General features: G+C 57.3%; 16 protein-coding genes and 1 pseudogene. 9 read left to right on the plus strand and 8 right to left on the minus strand.

From position 1 onward, the window contains the following. Positions 1–30: 30 nt before the first annotated feature. A complete protein-coding gene (locus EOD43_RS18075; protein ID WP_127745452.1) occupies positions 31–465 on the minus strand; it encodes a Ros/MucR family transcriptional regulator in 435 nt (144 codons plus the stop codon). Positions 466–812: 347 nt separating this feature from the next. Between EOD43_RS18075 and EOD43_RS18080 the strand changes: the two genes are divergently transcribed. Next, positions 813–3017: a glycosyltransferase family 4 protein gene (locus EOD43_RS18080; protein WP_127745790.1), complete on the plus strand. Its 2205-nt coding sequence runs from the start codon at positions 813–815 to the stop codon at positions 3015–3017. Between the two features lie 27 nt (positions 3018–3044). Then, a pseudogene (locus EOD43_RS18085) lies at positions 3045–4326 on the plus strand (glycoside hydrolase family 130 protein). 2 nt (positions 4327–4328) lie between these two features. Here EOD43_RS18085 and EOD43_RS18090 read toward each other — a convergent pair. After that, complete coding sequence (locus EOD43_RS18090) at positions 4329–5459, minus strand: glycoside hydrolase family 130 protein (protein WP_127745453.1); 1131 nt, start codon at positions 5457–5459, stop codon at positions 4329–4331. A gap of 45 nt (positions 5460–5504) precedes the next feature. On the opposite strand from EOD43_RS18090, the gene EOD43_RS23740 reads away from it, so the two are divergent. Continuing rightward, entirely contained in the window at positions 5505–5648 is a 144-nt protein-coding gene (locus EOD43_RS23740; RefSeq protein WP_164857318.1) for a hypothetical protein, read from the plus strand. 1664 nt (positions 5649–7312) lie between these two features. Here the strand turns inward: EOD43_RS23740 and EOD43_RS23745 are convergent. Continuing rightward, positions 7313–7489: a hypothetical protein gene (locus EOD43_RS23745; protein ID WP_164857319.1), complete on the minus strand. Its 177-nt coding sequence runs from the start codon at positions 7487–7489 to the stop codon at positions 7313–7315. A 306-nt stretch (positions 7490–7795) separates the two neighbouring features. Between EOD43_RS23745 and EOD43_RS18095 the strand changes: the two genes are divergently transcribed. Further along, positions 7796–8071: a hypothetical protein gene (locus tag EOD43_RS18095; RefSeq protein WP_127745454.1), complete on the plus strand. Its 276-nt coding sequence runs from the start codon at positions 7796–7798 to the stop codon at positions 8069–8071. A gap of 518 nt (positions 8072–8589) precedes the next feature. Here the strand turns inward: EOD43_RS18095 and EOD43_RS18100 are convergent. After that, positions 8590–8769 carry a hypothetical protein gene (locus EOD43_RS18100; protein ID WP_127745455.1) on the minus strand — a complete coding sequence of 60 codons (180 nt, stop codon included), beginning with the start codon at positions 8767–8769 and terminating at the stop codon, positions 8590–8592. A 460-nt stretch (positions 8770–9229) separates the two neighbouring features. Next, complete coding sequence (locus EOD43_RS18105) at positions 9230–9451, minus strand: hypothetical protein (RefSeq protein ID WP_127745456.1); 222 nt, start codon at positions 9449–9451, stop codon at positions 9230–9232. Positions 9452–10249: 798 nt separating this feature from the next. Here EOD43_RS18105 and EOD43_RS24250 point away from each other — a divergent pair. Further along, on the plus strand, positions 10250–10456 hold the full coding sequence (locus EOD43_RS24250; RefSeq protein WP_127745457.1) for a DUF2158 domain-containing protein: 207 nt from the start codon (positions 10250–10252) through the stop codon (positions 10454–10456). Positions 10457–10789: 333 nt separating this feature from the next. On the opposite strand, the gene EOD43_RS18115 is transcribed toward EOD43_RS24250, so the two are convergent. Next, positions 10790–11062 (minus strand): helix-turn-helix domain-containing protein, encoded by a 273-nt coding sequence (locus EOD43_RS18115; RefSeq protein ID WP_127745458.1) that lies wholly within the window; start codon positions 11060–11062, stop codon positions 10790–10792. A gap of 357 nt (positions 11063–11419) precedes the next feature. Between EOD43_RS18115 and EOD43_RS18120 the strand changes: the two genes are divergently transcribed. Continuing rightward, positions 11420–12304, plus strand: a complete 885-nt coding sequence (locus EOD43_RS18120; protein ID WP_127745459.1) for a glycosyltransferase family 2 protein — start codon at positions 11420–11422, stop codon at positions 12302–12304. A gap of 90 nt (positions 12305–12394) precedes the next feature. Here the strand turns inward: EOD43_RS18120 and EOD43_RS18125 are convergent, their stop codons facing one another. Continuing rightward, positions 12395–13066, minus strand: coding sequence for a hypothetical protein (locus EOD43_RS18125; RefSeq protein WP_127745460.1), 672 nt, complete (start codon positions 13064–13066; stop codon positions 12395–12397). A gap of 770 nt (positions 13067–13836) precedes the next feature. On the opposite strand from EOD43_RS18125, the gene EOD43_RS18130 reads away from it, so the two are divergent. The 3 genes from EOD43_RS18130 (at position 13837) to EOD43_RS18135 (ending at position 15396) form a co-directional block, all read left to right on the plus strand. Then, positions 13837–14127 (plus strand): hypothetical protein, encoded by a 291-nt coding sequence (locus EOD43_RS18130; RefSeq protein WP_127745461.1) that lies wholly within the window; start codon positions 13837–13839, stop codon positions 14125–14127. Positions 14128–14572: 445 nt separating this feature from the next. Beyond that, positions 14573–14716 (plus strand): hypothetical protein, encoded by a 144-nt coding sequence (locus tag EOD43_RS23750; protein ID WP_164857320.1) that lies wholly within the window; start codon positions 14573–14575, stop codon positions 14714–14716. Positions 14717–15090: 374 nt separating this feature from the next. After that, positions 15091–15396, plus strand: coding sequence for a hypothetical protein (locus EOD43_RS18135; protein ID WP_127745462.1), 306 nt, complete (start codon positions 15091–15093; stop codon positions 15394–15396). 786 nt (positions 15397–16182) lie between these two features. Here the strand turns inward: EOD43_RS18135 and EOD43_RS18140 are convergent. Then, positions 16183–17070, minus strand: coding sequence for a HipA domain-containing protein (locus EOD43_RS18140; RefSeq protein ID WP_127745463.1), 888 nt, complete (start codon positions 17068–17070; stop codon positions 16183–16185). Positions 17071–17083: the final 13 nt, after the last annotated feature.

The following is a 17083-nucleotide window of genomic DNA, read 5'->3' on the forward strand; positions in this document are numbered from 1 at the left end:
GATCATGATCGGACATCATTTATCAGGGCGTCACTTGCGTGATCGCTTGCTGCCTTTGGGCAATTCGATCTTCCCGCGGCCTTTCGTTCCAAGGCCATTCTGCTTTGCAAGCTCCGAGCGCCTGATCGCGTAATTGGGTGCTACGATCGGGTAGTCGGCAGGCAGATCCCATTTTGCCTTATAATCTTCGGGAGTGAGGCCATGAGCAGTAGAAAGATGCCGCTTGATCATCTTCTGCTTCACGCCACACTCGAGGCAGGTAATTGTATCCGGGCGAATGGACGCTCGAATTGTAACCGCAGGCTTAAGTTCTTCGACTGGCTGTAAAGTCTCGGTTGAAAGGCCGGCGATTGCCCGATGTACCGATTTGATCAAATCCGGCACCGCTGCGACCGATACAGCGTTGTTCTCAACATGTGCAGCTACAATGTTGGCGGTGAAATGGATGAGACCGTCGGTTTTCATGCGTCCTCCAAAAAGCGCTACATGCTATTTAGGCTTCAAAGACTGGGAAAACCAGTCAACGATTAAAGCTCGAGCGAATATTGTGAACTGATATGGCGATAACTGCCACGTCGAGCCCTAGCGACCCCGCGCATCGACCTTGACGGCCATGCCAATCCAATCGTGCTGATTTAGATTAGCAACGATCTGTGACCGCTGATCCAGCCGCAACTTTCAAAGCCAACACGCATTTAGCCTCGTACATATATCGGTCGGGTATCGGTCGGGCGCTGGCAAGGGACGTGGCAGTGGATAATTCAGGTCGACGCGTTACCCGCATCGCGATCATTGGTAATCACCCGCCACGAATGTGCGGGATCGCCACCTTCACAGCAGATATTCGTTCGGCGCTCATCGCGCAGCGGCCGGAATTGCAGGCTGACGTCTACGCGATGGACGAGCCCGGCGGGCTGCATGCCTACCCGCCCGAGGTCGTGTGCCAAGTCGGACAGTCCGATCTGGCCGACTACCGTGCTGCGGCGCGTCGCATTAACGACAGCGGCGCCGAGATCATCCTGATCCAGCACGAATATGGTATCTTTGGCGGTCCGGCCGGGGCTCATTTGCTCCAGCTGCTCGACCGTACCCACAAGCCGGTTGTCGTAACGCTGCACACCGTCCTAGACAATCCTAGTCCCGACCAGCGGACGGTGATTGAAGGTCTGGCCCGTCGCGCCTCAAAGCTTGTTGTAATGGCAGAAAAAGGGCGTCGCTTCCTCGAGGACGTCCACGGGATCGCATCTTCAAAAATCGTAGTTATCCCGCACGGGGTTCCGGACCGGCCGCTCGCCGACATCGAAACGGCAAAGCGTCGTTTTGGCTATGATGGCCACCATGTCTTGCTGACTTTTGGGCTGCTGTCGCCCAACAAAGGCATTGAGACGATCATTCAAGCGCTGCCAGCGATTGTCGCTGAGCACCCCAACACGCTCTATATTGTGCTTGGCGCGACCCACCCCACTCTGGTTGCCAGAGACGGGGAGGCATATCGCGAGAGTCTGTCGGCGCTGGCCGCCGAGCTCGGCGTGGCTGCGCACATTCGCTTCGTCAATGAATATACCGAGACCGAACGGTTGCTCGATTATCTCGAAGCCGTCGACATCTATGTCACGCCATACCTCAATGAAGCGCAAATCACGAGCGGGACACTGTCTTATGCTGTCGCGCTTGGGAAGCCGGTCGTGTCAGCACCATTTTGGCATGCCGTCGAGATTCTCACATCCGAACTCGGCGCTTTGGTGCCGTTCGGAGACCATGTAGGCTTTGCACGCGAGCTAAGCGCATTGTTATCTGATGATGATCGGCGCGAGGCCGCCCGACATAACGCATATGCGCTGGGCCGCACGATGATCTGGCAGCGCCTCGCCGAAGCTTATCTCGCGATCTTTGATGATGTCGCCTGGGACGGTGCCGTACGTTTACCAATGGCCTATCGACAAGTCGAAGCGGCTCCCTGTCTCGACGCCATCGAACAGCTCAGTGATCATTGCGGCATGATGCAGCACTCGATTTTCTCGGTGCCGGACCGTAACCACGGCTATTGCGTCGATGACAATGCCCGGGCTCTGATCCTTATGCACCGCCTCGGCAATGCGCGGGGTGATCGCAGTGAAGCCCTTGCGATCATCTATGCCTCATTCGTTCAGCACGCGTGGAACAGCGCACGCGGCGCGTTCCGCAATTTCATGAGTTATGACCGACGTTGGCTCGAGGAGGTCGGCTCGGAGGACAGCTTCGGGCGCTCATTGTGGTCTGTGGGCGTCACGGCACATGAAGCGCAGCGCCAGGATCTCAGGCGATGGGCGATCCACCTGTTCGATCAGGTCGCGCCCCATGCGCTTGCCTTGCGCAGCATTCGCGCATGCGCCTTTACAATGCTGGGCGCAACCTCGGTTCTGAAGGTCACGCCTTCTCATGCCGTCGCCCGACTGATCATGGAAAAATTTGGCGAGCGCCTTCATGCGGAGCTTCTCGCTTATCGTCGCGACGACTGGCGCTGGTTTGAGCCGGTGCTCGGTTACGATAATGCCCGGTTGCCCGAAGCCCTGATGATCGCAGGCGATATCCTCGAGCGCGAAGCAATGGTAGCCGATGGCCTGGATGCATTGACCTGGCTCGATCTCCTCCAGACCGCTCCCAGCGGATATTATCGCGCGATTGGCACCGAGAGTTTCGGCCGCCGCTTCGCAGCCCCCCTGCCCTATGATCAGCAGCCGCTTGAAGCTTGGGCCAGCATCGACGCGGCTCTGACCGCCGCCGCTATAAGTGGTGACAGCGGCTGGAATGACGCAGCGATGCGGGCCTGGCGCTGGTATCTTGGCGACAACGATCTTGGCCTACCAATGGCGTCGATGAACGCTGGCGCTTGCTTTGACGGATTGATGAGCGATCGCGCCAATCTTAACACGGGGGCGGAATCGGTGCTGGCGTTTCAGTTCGCTTGCTGCGCGATCGCACGACTTCAGGCTGAGGAGATCGTGGAACCATCGCAGACCGAGGCGGTTGCTGTCTGAACGCGACGCTTTCGGGAGGGCCGGGAAATTCTTCAGGACGTCACCCACGCGCCGCTGCGTTTGCAGGCCGATGCCTCGCGTGTGGTGGTGCGGCCGTTTTTTATCCCCTTTGATCCGGCCAATCCGTCAAAAGGTCGAGTAGGCCGCATTATCGAACAGGTTCTTGCGCTCGACGAACAGCAAGCCGAGCACGAACTGCAAGCGGTATTGCGCGATTTCGAGGCTCGTCACTGGCAGACGCGCAATGTCTTCAATCAGAGGTACGACCATATTGCGCACGCGGTCGGATTGAATGGGGGCATCTCGGCGATCAAGCACCAATTGATCGGCGCCTATTTCTGCCACGAATATAGCTATGCCGCCGCGGCATTGATGAAATCCCAGCATCGTTCGCCATCCCGATCAGACCGGCCTGTCAAAGGGATCACAGCGGATCATAATGTCGCTGCGCGCAGTCGGCGAGGGACACATCAGTTCGATCGCCTTTCGCGAGGGCATCTTGTCGCCCGGTAGCCATTTTGCCCTCGGGCCGGAGCCTCCCTTTGCGACCGCCGCCACATTGCTTGGTCACGAACAGCCGGTGAACGAGATCATCGAAATCCATCGTCACCAGGATTCGACGATTTCGGGCACATTGATCTTCCCGATCACTGCTGCGCAATCGAACGGCCTTGAGGATCTTCGCCTGCTCGAGTTCACGCACGATGATGGGCGCCACGAGTGGATTGGCACCTACACCGCCTATGATGGGCGTCAGATCCGCTCAGAGTTTCTTCGCACCGAAGATTTTCGCAGTTTTCGAATGCAGCCAATTCGGGGATCGGCCGCCCGTAACAAAGGAATGGCCCTGTTCCCCCGGACCATTGCTGGCCAATATCTCATGATCGGCAGGCAAGACGGCGAAAATCTCTTTCTTATCAAATCTGACACTATCGACGAATGGAGCGAAGGTGAGCTGCTGCTCGCGCCCAAATATCCCTGGGAACTGGTCCAGATCGGAAATTGCGGCGCCCCTATCGAACTAGATGACGGCTGGCTGGTACTCACACATGGCGTTGGAGCTATGCGCAAATATTCGATCGGTGCGATCCTGCTCGACAAGGACGACCCTTCGAAAATTATCGGCCGGACACCTAACCCGCTTCTCGCTGCTGCGGACGAGGATCGTGAGGGCTATGTCCCCAACGTCGTCTACACGTGCGGCGCTATCCGTCATGAGGATCTGCTGTTCATGCCCTATGGCGTCGCTGACAGCTCGGTTGCGTTCTGCTTCGTTCCGATCGCATCCCTGCTCAAGGCTATGAGCTGAAATCAGTCGAACAACGTTTTTGGGATGTGGGTGACGCGGCATGCGAGGTCGGCTTCACCTGATGCCACCACGTAGATCTGCTCATGATCGACGATTCCTGTCGTGAAGACGACATCGCGCAGGTACATCTGATCCTCGATCGGCCGGGTCAGCACCGGACTGGGCTCAATCAGAGGCCGGTGGTCGGTCCGCAAGGTAATCGACGGGTCATCACGATCCAACAGCGACCAATATGTCCGGTAGATACCGACTATCTCTTTTGGCTCAACACCGTGCCAGAGTGTCAACCAGCCGCCCTTGGTCAGGATTGGCGGTGCCCCGCCCCCGATCCGCGCGGTCGCGACCGTACCTGCATGTGGTCGGATCCCCGGGGTCTCACACGGCTTCCAGTGTAAAGCATCGGGTGAACTCGCCAGATTAATCGAAGGCCCGGCTCGCCACTCGCTATCGGGTGGATAGGCGAAATAGAGATCACCGAGCGGTCGCGTCTGCGCCCAATATTTTCCTGCAATCGTCCCTTCAAAGATCAGCATATCCTTATTCTGATGATCGAGAACGATCCCCTCGAGTGTCCAGTCGAGCCCGTTCGCCGAGCTATAGAGCGTCGTCGAATGGCGCTCGGGGCTGACCGAGCAGGTCGTCATGAGATAGCGGTCACCCACCCGGCTGATCCGCGCATCTTCCACGCCATAACATTGATAGTTGCGCTGCGGCGCGATGGCCCTGTCATAGTGAAATGTCACGATCTGCAGCCCATCTGGGCTCATCTCGACAGGCAGCAGCCACGACAGCGAGGTCAGGGCCATGATTTTCCACCCCCCTGCCCGCAACATGAACTTGCGAGGGTCGGCGGTCTCGGTCAGTTCCAGTGGCCACGCATCGAGGCAATATCCCCCCTCGCACCAGCGAATAGCGTGGACATGGCCGCCTCGAACCGGCGTGCGCAGCGCCTCGGCAACCCGCACCATCATGAGCAAATTGCCGTTGGCCAGCCGCGTCAGGCCGGGGTTGAAGGCTCCAAGCACATAGGTTTCGGCATCGATCGCTCCGGCGAGCGGCGATCGCGACAAGTCGATATCGTCCGGAACGAGCACCAGCCGATCGACTTCATATCTCGCACCGCTCTTGCTCATGATTCCACCAGTCGCCTGTGATAAGGATCATGTCCGCCAGATCGCTTGGCTGCCGACATCTTTGGCTACCAAGACGAAGCTGCGGTTTTGCCGTTCCGGCATTCTCAAGAACTTTTCAGCCTGACCGTCGTGCAAGTTCATGATGCGGAGCTGCCGCGAACGAAAAAGACATTGATGCAAATCAGTTAGCGGCAGCGCCGCCGCAACCGCCTGCCATCAAGTTTGTTTTCTGACCCACTCCGAAAACATGAGGATAGATGATGGCAACCCAATTCCAGCGTGCGGCACGGCCCTTTCAGTTTCGGCTCATAGTCTCAACGCGGACCCTCACTCTGAAGAGACGAACGCCTAGCTCCCGCTTTTTTGTCGATGATTAGCGGCAACTGTGGACGAGCGTTTCAAGTGTCCGAAATCTTGAGCGTGGCCGTCAGCAGGACCACCACGGCGCCCTCGGTAGGGACGATCGCAATCTGCCGGATATCGCCTGCCCCCACGCCGAAACATTAAGCGCAGATTGGTGCGTATTGTATCGCCCCACCAACAATACTGGCATGAGGCACATCAGCCGCGCCACGCCCGCAGGCTTTTTCTCGTCTCTGACCATAGCTCAACCCGTCAGAGCCACTCCGATTCAATTGGTGCTGTATCGTGACAAGGCGCAGGTGGAGATTGGTCCAACCAAAGATATCTAGCAAGACCGTGGCACGCCTTGGAACCACGTTGACTTCGACGGGTTGTGCCCATTGAGGTCGTAGCCCATTCCCGCTCCGCGATCTCTCCACTCAGGGCCCGCCTGGCAGTCCCCCCGCTAGGCGGGCCTTATGATTTGCGAATCTTTTGGCGTGGTGCCCCGTTCTACGGTGGCCAACACCTCGCGCGGCGGATAGATAGTCAGTTCTCATGAACTCGATCTTCTGACTCTGCCAGCCGGCCAAAGAATGGCCGATTCAGTATCGGTCTTCGATTGGCGCTCAACCTCGTGGGGAGCTCCCGAAGGCTGGCCAATCGTGGTGCGCACGACAGTCGATCTCATGCTCGCGTCGCGCTTTGCGATGTTTATCGCCTGGGGTCATGATCGGACTTTCCCATATAACGATTCCTCCGCGCCTTTTGTTTGCACGGCACAGCCAGGCGCTGGATCAGCCGATGCGCGAGGTCTGGCCCCAAAAATGGGACGACCTCGGCCCCTAATCGATCGGGCGCTGGCCGGCGGAACCGTCGCGGTTGAAGATATGCCGCGGCCATGACCCTCAATGGCGACGCCGAGGAGACGTGGTGAAGCTTTTCCTGCGCTGCGATCGATGAGTCTACCCGCGGTAAGAAGCCTCTTGTACCCGAACATCGGGTTTTGCAGGCCGATGGCGCGATCGGAAGGACATTTTCGCGTGAAGTGCCAATCCTCAACGGGTCAGGCGTGATCGTGGAATGGTTCGGCACCGCGGCCAATATCACCGAGCAGCGAACGTCGCGTGAGGCCCTTGCGACCAGCCGGGAGAAACTCGAACTGGTAACGCGCGGCGCGAACCGGCCAGCCCAAACTGGGCGGCTGGAGTCGGACGACCATTGCCGCGAGCTCGTTGGTCTGAGACCGGCAATGCTGCGCACCCTATGCACGGTTCTAGAGCCAAATCGCCGACTAGCGTGTAATCGCAAAGTAAGTCGGTGAAAGACGGCGCGTCGATGCAGCTGCACTCTGTCGACCTGCCTGGCGTCCGGTTGAGCGAGTGAAGCCGAGCGATTGCCCGGCCGCCCGGACATCCGCTCTCAAATGCGCGGCGATACGAAGGCTTTCGAGCGGAGCAACAGCAGTGCTGATCCATCGGTGGCGCTCAAGAATGACAAGCCAGTGACGTTCAAAGGCCGACAAATGGCGCGGTCAAGGCATAGAGAATTGCGATGGATAGCCCGGCGAACAGCGCAAGCGTACAGGCTGCCCCTCGGTGTCCACGACGTATTTCGATGACGGCGAAGGTAGTGGCGAGCGCCGCAAGCAATAGAAAGAGGGGGATCGCAGCAATCCGCACCACCATCCTTGGGGCCTGCCTCTACTGATGCCGATCGATACTTTGCACGACCTGCATCGTGCATGCTCTGTTGACGCCTAGTCATTCACTCGCGCCCGAAGTCGTCAATGCATGTTTGGGCCGGAGATGTTGCCCAGGCCAGGCAGGAGGCCTGCGTTGAACAGAATCGTGAAACGTTGGCGACACTGGTCCCATCATGCGTTCGACCATTTTCTGGATCGAAATGTGTGTCGCGGCTTATGGCTGATGTTAAGGTCGTCGCGAAAAGTAGCTTTTTGGCGGTTGCATAGAAGAGTCTAGAAGGGGGAGTCTATGCCAGACACGATCGTCGAAAAGGTCGCACGCGCGCTTTGCCGCGCCGAGGGCGGCGCTCCGACTATGCCAATGAACGGCAAGTCATTATGGCAGCACTATGTGCCGGTCGCTCGCGCCGCGATTATTGCGATGCGTGAACCCAGCGAGGCGATGAAAACTGCAGGCGCTGAGGAGGGCGGATTTGCAGGCTATTACGGAGACGATCCTGAAAACAGGACTGCAGCCCAAATGGTCTGGCATGCAATGGTAGACATGGCGCTCCAGGAGGGCTGAAGCGAAGCGTACGGGTGGGTGAAACTATGCTCTCGTCATGCAAGAGGTTTAAATCCTCGCTGACGATTGTCTCCTACCGCAGATCTCACAGGCTTTTCGAGCTCTGACAGCTTCCGCATGTCGATCTTATCCTATACAGGTTAATCCGGTGCTATGATCGGGCTCGACGCGGCCATTTAGCGGGGGGCAGAATTTGATATTGGAGGTCGGCATTGGCGCGTCTCATTGGGCTGCCGCCCTTATCATATTTCTGTCTGTGTCAGGGTTGGTGGCCGTAATTGCGTTCTGTCGTACCAGCTCACCGTTGGCGATTGTGGATCCGGCTTGGCCAGATCCCGCACCGCCTCTTCATCGTGACGTCTGGCACGACAAAAAGGTAGAGCGCCGCCGCTCTAAAGCGGATCTTTCGATCGACCGCTAGGCCGCCTCTCACGACAGGCTCACGTCCTTTGTTAAGTTATTCTGGCGGGATGTAGTGCAAAGAGAAACCACAATTTCACAGTAATCTGAGCATATGTCTATGTGTCGTTGCGCGACGCCTGGGCGCGGCCTTCCTCCCGCCGCAATGCGAGCTTGCGCAACCGCATTCGAAGATCATCACCGCGCTTGCGGATATTGGCTTGCTCCTCGGCAAGGCGCGCCAATTTCGTTGCAGCCTGAGCTTCGCTGTATCTTTCCATGAGTGGTGAAAAGCTCATTGGTAACATCCGTCTAAGACGAAAGCGATTCGTTGATAAATCAGACTAGGTAAAAAATCGAGTCGAATCGATTGCGATGCACTGCAGCATCGTAGTATCCTAGCTGATCCAAGAAGGAAGATCTTGGATTTGGGGGATTTTTACCCAGCATATGGCAGGTCGCAACTTCCGATCAAGGCTGCAACCATCAAGGCTGCGGCCTGTCATATGTCAACATTACCTGACTTTGCTGTTAATACGGTCTTTGCCCATGATGGATCAGAAGCATGGAGAACTAGTCGCTGCAGTAAAGCGCTTCCCACTGTCAGTCGATGCGGCAGGCGTCGGGGTAGTTCCTTCTATCGGCCAGATCGTCAAGTATCAGCGATATAGTGTCAGCCAATCCGGGCCGGCCATGTCTGGCATCTCAATTGGCTGGATCGAGATCACTATGTAGGTGGATATATTGAACCGTTGTCCGTCAGCGATGGGCACGGCCCGCCGTCATTAGCAATCTGTCTCTCACGTCATGTTCGAGGAGCCGCTTTCCGCACGCTTCGGCTGCCTTGTCCAACAGCTCCATGCTGGTTTCAATCGCGGCTTCTGCGGTAAAGATAACCCGATTTCCGTCGGGGCAAGCGACCTCCACAGCGCCCGCTACGCTAGAGACCTTCGGTGCCTGCTCGTATATCTTCTCGATCATCGCTCATCTCCCGCACACACGCCGCTACTAGTATCGGAACGTTTGATATCAGATATTTGGTCGGAGATTTTGTCCAACTAAGATATCATACGGGGCCGGGAGGACTGCGCAGATTTCAGGTCTCCAACTTTTTCGCGCCTAGGCGAATTACCTATATGAGCTACTGCCTACCCTGCGGTGTCATGGGCTAGCGGCCTGGCAGCTTAAGACTTTGAGAAGGCGCTTTGGCTATTCTGGAGACGCCTAGGTGACTGGGCGAGTATGCTTAGGTGGCCTACCGAAGAATTTTTGGCAGGCCACTTGGCTTGCGGCGATCAGGCTCGAGCCTAGTCGCCTTCGCGCTGATCCAGGCCACTCGCCGTGCGGAAATGTCCCATCGCTCGATCGTGCCAACGCCCCGCCAAAGTCGGTGGTGGAACTTAGCCGCTCGGAATGCTTTTAGACATGACGTCATCAGGACATTCCTGCGGCCCGTCGGATACTCGACGGGCCCTTTTTTTTACCAGCGCTAAGGCTGTCGTCTTCGACACAGATTGGATCAACGCAGCCTTCTCTCTTTTGACTTCGCAATGTCCCGGAAAGCGTCTTTCGGGTGCAGGCGCTTGATCGCATCTAAGGTGGCATCTACCAGCCTTCGCTGCCTTTCGGACCTGTGCGATCCTGGCAGCGATTGCGGTGTCAGCGCGCGCAAGGCGGGAGACCAGAACCTCCCCAGTACCATCACACATCGAGATTGCTGCTGACAGCAGAATTGTTGTATAGATTTCACTATAGCAAATTGGCTGGCTCGGGGGGGCTATGGTTGACTTTGCCGATGGGGATTGGGTCCGACTGAAAAGTGGCGGGCCTGTTATGAAAGTGATGGATTCCCAAAATCGTAGCGAAGATGGGAATGAGATCTCCACGTTTTGGTTCGTAGGTAATCAGAAGCATTGTGCGCGCTTCTTAGTGACTGACCTGGTGATGTCGGTCCCCAGACGCGCGACCTTACGACTGCGCGATTAGCAGCCCGATTATCGGCCGTGCTTCGTAATGATCTCGCGCCGGGGAGTCATTAACGATCGCACCAGGATCTTTGGGAAAAAAGAGCCCGCCGAGAAAGGGGGGGCGGCGGGCTGCAGGCTGCTCGAGATATTATGATTTAAGAAGATTGCTCCCGTGATTTTGTTCCAATGAAAGAACGAAGTGTAGACGAGGCGATTGTGCGGGGAGACAGACGGAGGCATCATACGCCACCCGGCTGCAGAAAGAGAATTGCGGGCGGCGCCGCGGGCGCGACCCATCACCGCTTTAGCCCCGCCCTGTAGGCGTGTCGGTTTCGTTTATTGCCAAGCGGCTTTAGAGCAGAGGGAGCTGATGCAGGTCTTCGGTCAGGCCGACAGCGGGACTCCATGGATCTCGAGCGCCAAGCACCCGTTCGTCCACCATAAGGGTGTTTGCCAGGAACAAGCGGTCCAGATCGTCCAGGCGCTTTGGCGAGCCGCGCTTGACATATTGCTGCAGATAGGCGGGATCACGACCAAGTCGACGGGAAAGCTCCGCCAGCGATAAATTGCTCTCCTTCACCAAACGTCCCAGCGTAAAGCGGACGACAGAAGGTGACGGGGACATGCAGAAGCTCCTTTGACGGTGAGGCTGATCGAATGGAGGCATCTATGCTTTGCTCCGATCGCGCAAGGCTGGCGAACTGATGGAGCTTGCGCAGATTGTCAAACATTGGGTCTGGTGGCGGAGTGAAGGTGCCGAGCGCCTGGATTTGCCGTCGATCGACGTTGGTGGAGTGAGTGGCGCACGAGGAACGCGAAAGACTGAGGTACCCTTCGATCGATCGGCGCGGATTTTAATATTGCTGCATCTGCGAAATGTTGGTTGATAGGGAGGGCGGTGTGATTGCGGGCCACATCGACTCAATGTGCTCGGCATGATCGCGTCGGGGAATGTAAGCCTCTGCGAAGGGAGCGGGTTGAGGTGAGTGACCAGCCATATCTGTCGATCGTAATTCCGACGATGAACCGCAAAGAGCAGACCGTCGCGACGGTCGACGCGCTTCTTGAGCTCGGACTAGGCAATATCGAGATCATCGTTGTCGATGATGGGTCGACCGACGGGTCAGAGAATGTCGATCTGCGCCGCCCTGGTCACAACATCAATTTCATCAAGCACGGGCGAAATCGCGGCGGCTGCGCCGCCAGAAACACCGGGATCGATGCCGCCAGCGCGGACCTCGTGGCCTTGCTGGACTCAGATGATCGATGGCTACCAGCGAAAATCGATCGTCAACTTGAAGCGATAAAGCGGCACGGGCGAGATCGCGACTTTATAGCAGTAGGCAATGTGATTTCGCGTCGGGGCAGCGATGAACATCTTCACAACAAGCGCGGGCCAGATCGCGAGGAGGACATTAGCGAATATCTGATGGTCGAACGTCAGGCCCTGCAAACATCTACCATGCTCCTGCCGACCAACCTGGCTCAGCGCATCAGGTTTCGAGATGGACTGAAGCGACACCAGGATTGGGACTTCATATTGCGCGTTTTGGCGGACGGTGCCGATCTGCTCTATGATGACGAGCCGCTCGCAATCTACGATCTCGATCTACAGCCCGGGCGTGTATCACTTCAGCCTAGGCGGCTCGCTGCAACGCTTGAGTGGATAAAACTGGCAGGAAACCTTATCTCCGAGCGTGCCGGGCGTGTATATTTTGTGAGAGCCGCCCTCAGCCGCGACGGACTGAACGAGCCTCGTGTGGCGTTGCGCGGACTGGCCTGGCTGGCGACCCGCTCACCCCTCGCTATCGTCAGCTTGATCGCTACGCTCGCACAAGTCGGCATTCAAAAACTCGCAGCGCGGTAGCGCTTCCGGCGGTTTCCTCGCGCGGTCGAGCCTTGAGCCTGCGGTCAGCATCACGATTGGTTTGCGCGCATCCAGTTAAGAAAGCAGCCCCTACCGAAAATCGCGTTTTGCCCGCTCGATGACGTCCTGGGTCGGAGCTGGGCGATCAGGATGCACAGAGAATATCGCCATGCGCCCGACGAGTTCGGGTGTGCCGAGCGAATATTCCAAGGGCCGGTACCAATCTTTGTCACCATAATCGTCGACACAGATCGTCGTGGACTGGCCCAGGCGGTGCGCTTCCTGCGCACAGACCAGGGCGCAAGCCATCCGAAACCGGCCATCGACGAGAATGAGATCCGGGAACCGGCCGCCCAGCTTTGAGATATGACGACGCGGAGCTTCAGTATATTCGTCCCACCGCGCTCGGCGTGCCGGTGTTTGCCGCTTGAAAACCGGGTAGCTCCAATCCCGGGTAAGCCCGAGATCGATGAAAAGCATTGTGTTCGTGGTGGCGGGGTGGATTTTCGCCTGCACCGCACGCCCGAACCAGCGGTCGCTCTCGACTGTGATCGTCTCAATGCCAAGTTGAGCGGCCACGACGGTAGAGCCCCCCGAGCCAAACTCCAAATATAATTTTGAAGATCGAAGGCGATCTATGAAGGGCTCGGTCGAAAGCGGGTCAAAGTGCGGTCGATCGGGGACATCGAACCCCTTTACGCGCTGCATATAAAGAAAGTGTGCAAAACCGAGGCCTTTGCGCGCATTGGCGACAAGTCCCATGAATCCCTCCCCGAATTTATTTTATCCTACAATCAATGTCCTTGAGGCTCAACGATAAGAATCCAGGGAAACGAAATGTAATATTGCTTCGCAGAGTTTGGTGGAATCCGTAAGCATGGTTCGCACAGATCCGTTGCGATACCGTGACGGCATTGGGCGACGCGAATTGCTCGTCGCTTGCTGATCCTTACTGCTCCTCACCGGCTTAAAGCGACGCACGGAAAAACGCGATCTGTCACTCTATAGATTTTATCCGCGCTATCGCGCATGATGCCGATCCTGCGAGCGTGATCGGGATCATATAGCCCGCCAGCTGCCTGCCCCGCCGCAAGTGCTCTGGGCAGGGCAGGCTGGGCGGCGAGGTTTGGGATGCGCCGCCCCATCGGGGAAGCCGCAACAATATACCAACGTTCCATGGCCGTTAGGGTATTTGGGGTGAACTGCCGCGAAAATCGGCTGAAAACGGCTAGACCGGCGCCTCCTGTCGGAGGCGTGTGATGTGCAATGAAGTGGCGCGTATGTCGGCAGGCCGCGCGAGTACGTCGGTTGCAGCCTAAGACGGATTAGCGCAGCCTGCCGTATTGCGGAAGATTCCTCCCCCAATTTCGAAGGAACGTGGCTTCGCTTTGGAATGTTCCAGCCAAAGATTTGTGTGTGTGCCCCAAAGCGGGATTCGTCCCATCGACCGATGGAGTTCGCTTAGATACCGAGTGGCACGCGGAGTGTATCCCTAACTTGGCATGCCAGTCAGGGTCGCAAAAGCATATTTGATGACGGTCAAGGCCGATGCGGCGACGATCTCTTCTGGCCAAATATGCAGCATGATTGCTCACGCATTCAAAAGGCTCACCCGCGAGATGCGAGGGCGGAGCAAGAAAGGCACACGCGCCTCGCCGATCAAGCGCGATACGTGCTGCACTTGTCAGCTTGTTGATGGGACAAATGCAGTCTTGTTTCGCCCAGGCGTGATCATCTGCCGTTTTATTTTTCGTCAGCGCTTTACCCATCGAGCGGAGGAGCGGAACTGCTGCGGGGATGATCCAGTTGCGGCTTCGGCTTGACGAGCCGAACGCTTACTAAGCCACAGGTCCGCCATCACCGAAGCATCCGGTACGAGTTGAGCATAGCCAAGCGCATCAAAACGCAATGCAAACCGAAAGCTATTGAATGCGCACTCGGCTTTCTCAAGCGGCACAGCCGCAAACCGCTGTAACACCCGTTACACCCTAATATCGGGATCCAGTGGCTCGCGACACTGATCGAGCAAGACGGTGACGATCGATAAGTTATTGCCTCACTTGAAAATAATGACCTCCACGATTGCAAATGCGCAAACCCAGAACAGGGGTACCAAGCTCCTTGAGAACCTAACCCATTGAAGCTTAGAGAATATAGATAAACATAGATGACTAGAGATCAATCCGTTTTGGTTTCAATTTAACTGTGATAATGGTCGACTCGTCTTTGGACGGGAACTATGTATGTCGCGGGAGCTTATCGGCAGCTATGGAAAGATATAGCGAAGCCAAAGCCGCGCTGGAACTGGAGCGCCTGCGCCGCGAGCAGCATTTGCTGCGGATGCGCAAGGAGGAACTGCGCGCTCGCCTGGAAAGATTTGCGGCGCGGCGCGATGATCGCGGCGGAGGTTAAGACGTGGTGCTGCATTGACCAACAAGCCGTCCGCGAGGCTTAAAGAGCGAACAGATATTATGCCGGTTGGCGATAGCTGTGTATTATACGCGCCGCACGTGATCTGCCCCGCTCCGAAATCAGTGTTTCCAGTCAACGTCGCGCGACCTGATCGTTCGTGGGAACTCTCGATAGGTGGCTGCCAAATCTAGTTCGTGTGCATCGGACTGCGGGGCTGCTCACTATCTGACATCGATCACAAGAAACAGTCGCAAAGTCGATTTGTCGCCTCGATCGCGCAAAGTCGCTGGACATGGAAGGCTAACCGTAACATCCGCGTGTCAGAAGGAATCGCGAGGCCAAGAGGCGTAAAGGTCGCGCAAAAGGGGTGAGCGTTGATCGACAGACCAAAAATCTGGTCGGCTGGCCTATGGACATTGGGCATCACCGCGACGCTCATCGGCGGCTATTATGCCGAGGCCCTAGACGTTACTCCCGCAACGGCGAGCTTTCATCCCGGTCGGCGCTCATCATCGACAGATGCGCTGAATGAAAAAGTAAATGGGCCCGAGCCCGTGATCCTTACGACCGCTACGGCGGTCGACCTCGTTGCCTCCGACCCCCCGCAGGTCACGCAGGCCAATTTCTCATCGGGGAAGCGGACCGCCTTTGCCGAGGCGGAGGTGCCGAAAGTCTATTAAGAGGAGGATCCCTGTCGAAAGGCGGCAGCTGGGGTCGCATATTCAGATAGAATGTCTGCAAAGCGATTTGGCGCCGCGCTCGCGCCGCGCTCGCGGCGAGTACGTGCGAGGCGTATCCGCTATATGGCGGACAGGTTGTTGCCCCGCCAGCCATGATTTCTTTACACGGGTGGAACCCAGGTAGGATCGGCGATCAGATTCACGACCAATGTCGAATATACGCACCAATTTGCAGATCAGCGTTAAAGATGCTGTGAGAAATAAATGATAATCGAGCTTTGTCGGTTTGGTCACCGACACCTTGTGAGTGCCGCGCTCGGACCACCTCTGGGCGCGGCCAACAAAGATCAGCGATCTGCTGCGGACTGTGCAACCGACCTGAACTCACAGCGCGATCTAATGCTTCCTTAACGTCGACTATATCACGCCGTTGCGAGTGCCATGCTTTGCGCCCGTGATAAGATAGTGTCGCGCAGGCCGTCCAAATATTCTGAAGGTTCGAGCCCCGGAACCTCGATCGTGTCGACCTTCGTTAGGATCTCTTGAGCAAGCGCTGAGGCGCGACGCCTGACGGCAGGCAACGCGATCTCGGTTTCCGACGCCAGGCGGGCGAGCGCTTTTCCATCGACAATCTGCGCACTAGGCTGGCCAACAGAGAATTGTTCGCCGGGGAAAGGCGCAGCCGACAGCCGTTTAGCGACAAGATCATAAAGGGCGCTAGGACCGTAGCTTCAGGACGCATAAGCAGGCTGTAATTCTCGCCCCCTCTTCCTTCGTTGCCGATGATCAGATTGAAGATCGCGCCATCGACGAAGCGGAGCAGTTCTGAATCAGGGTGGGTTGTCGCCGCGCGAACCAGTCGGGCCGCAGCTCGACATGAGGGCGTCCAAGGCGTCCTTTTTTTGGGTCGGGCGTCATGGCAAGCGCTTGCGCGAAGTCTTCCTGGTGCAAGCGTTCAACCGAACCGGCTTTGCCTATGGCGCGGTCGTAGCGCGTCACGAGCAAATAGGGTCGGTCGGCCTGACGCCATTCGCCAACTAGGGCGTCGAGGCCAGATGCGCGCGCCAAAGCAAGGCAGAAAGCTTCGTTGGCAGCGAGGCCAGGCAGATGGTCGGGCTCTCTCTTGATGAGATGTGTCGATGCCTCGCCCTCCCGCGGAAGCGCGATCCGCCCTGACGGATCCAATAGAACGGGGAGCTTGTCCTGTGCTCCCGCCAGACTGACGCGCGCTCCGCCCTCGCCGACCAACATCGGCGCGAGCGGCATAGTCTCGATAAGCTCCGCAAGCGCCGAGGCCGCAAGCCCGCAGGGGGTATTGCCGACCAGCGCTGTTCTGGGGACTTCACCCTCTGACAAGAAAAGCAGGGCGCCGGCGACTTCTCCCCCCAAAGCGGCGAGCAGGCGAAAGCAGTTGTTCGTGGACAGGCCGAAATTATGGGCAATGGCGGCGCGCTGTCGTTCCGCCGGTGGAAGGCCGCCGAACACGGCCTTGCAGACAGCGTCGCCAAAGGTTTCGATCGTCTTTGGCAGTGCAAAAGAAGTGGGCTGTGTATCAGGCGCTGCGAGCCAAGCTGGCGCATATTCAAAATACATCGTGCCTTGGCGATCGACTGCAAGACCGCCGGCGATGCGCCCTCCGTGCCAGACGATCAGCTGATCGACTATATCGCGCATACCATCATATCGC

This window comes from Sphingomonas crocodyli (genome assembly GCF_004005865.1).
Lineage (GTDB): Bacteria > Pseudomonadota > Alphaproteobacteria > Sphingomonadales > Sphingomonadaceae > Rhizorhabdus > Rhizorhabdus crocodyli.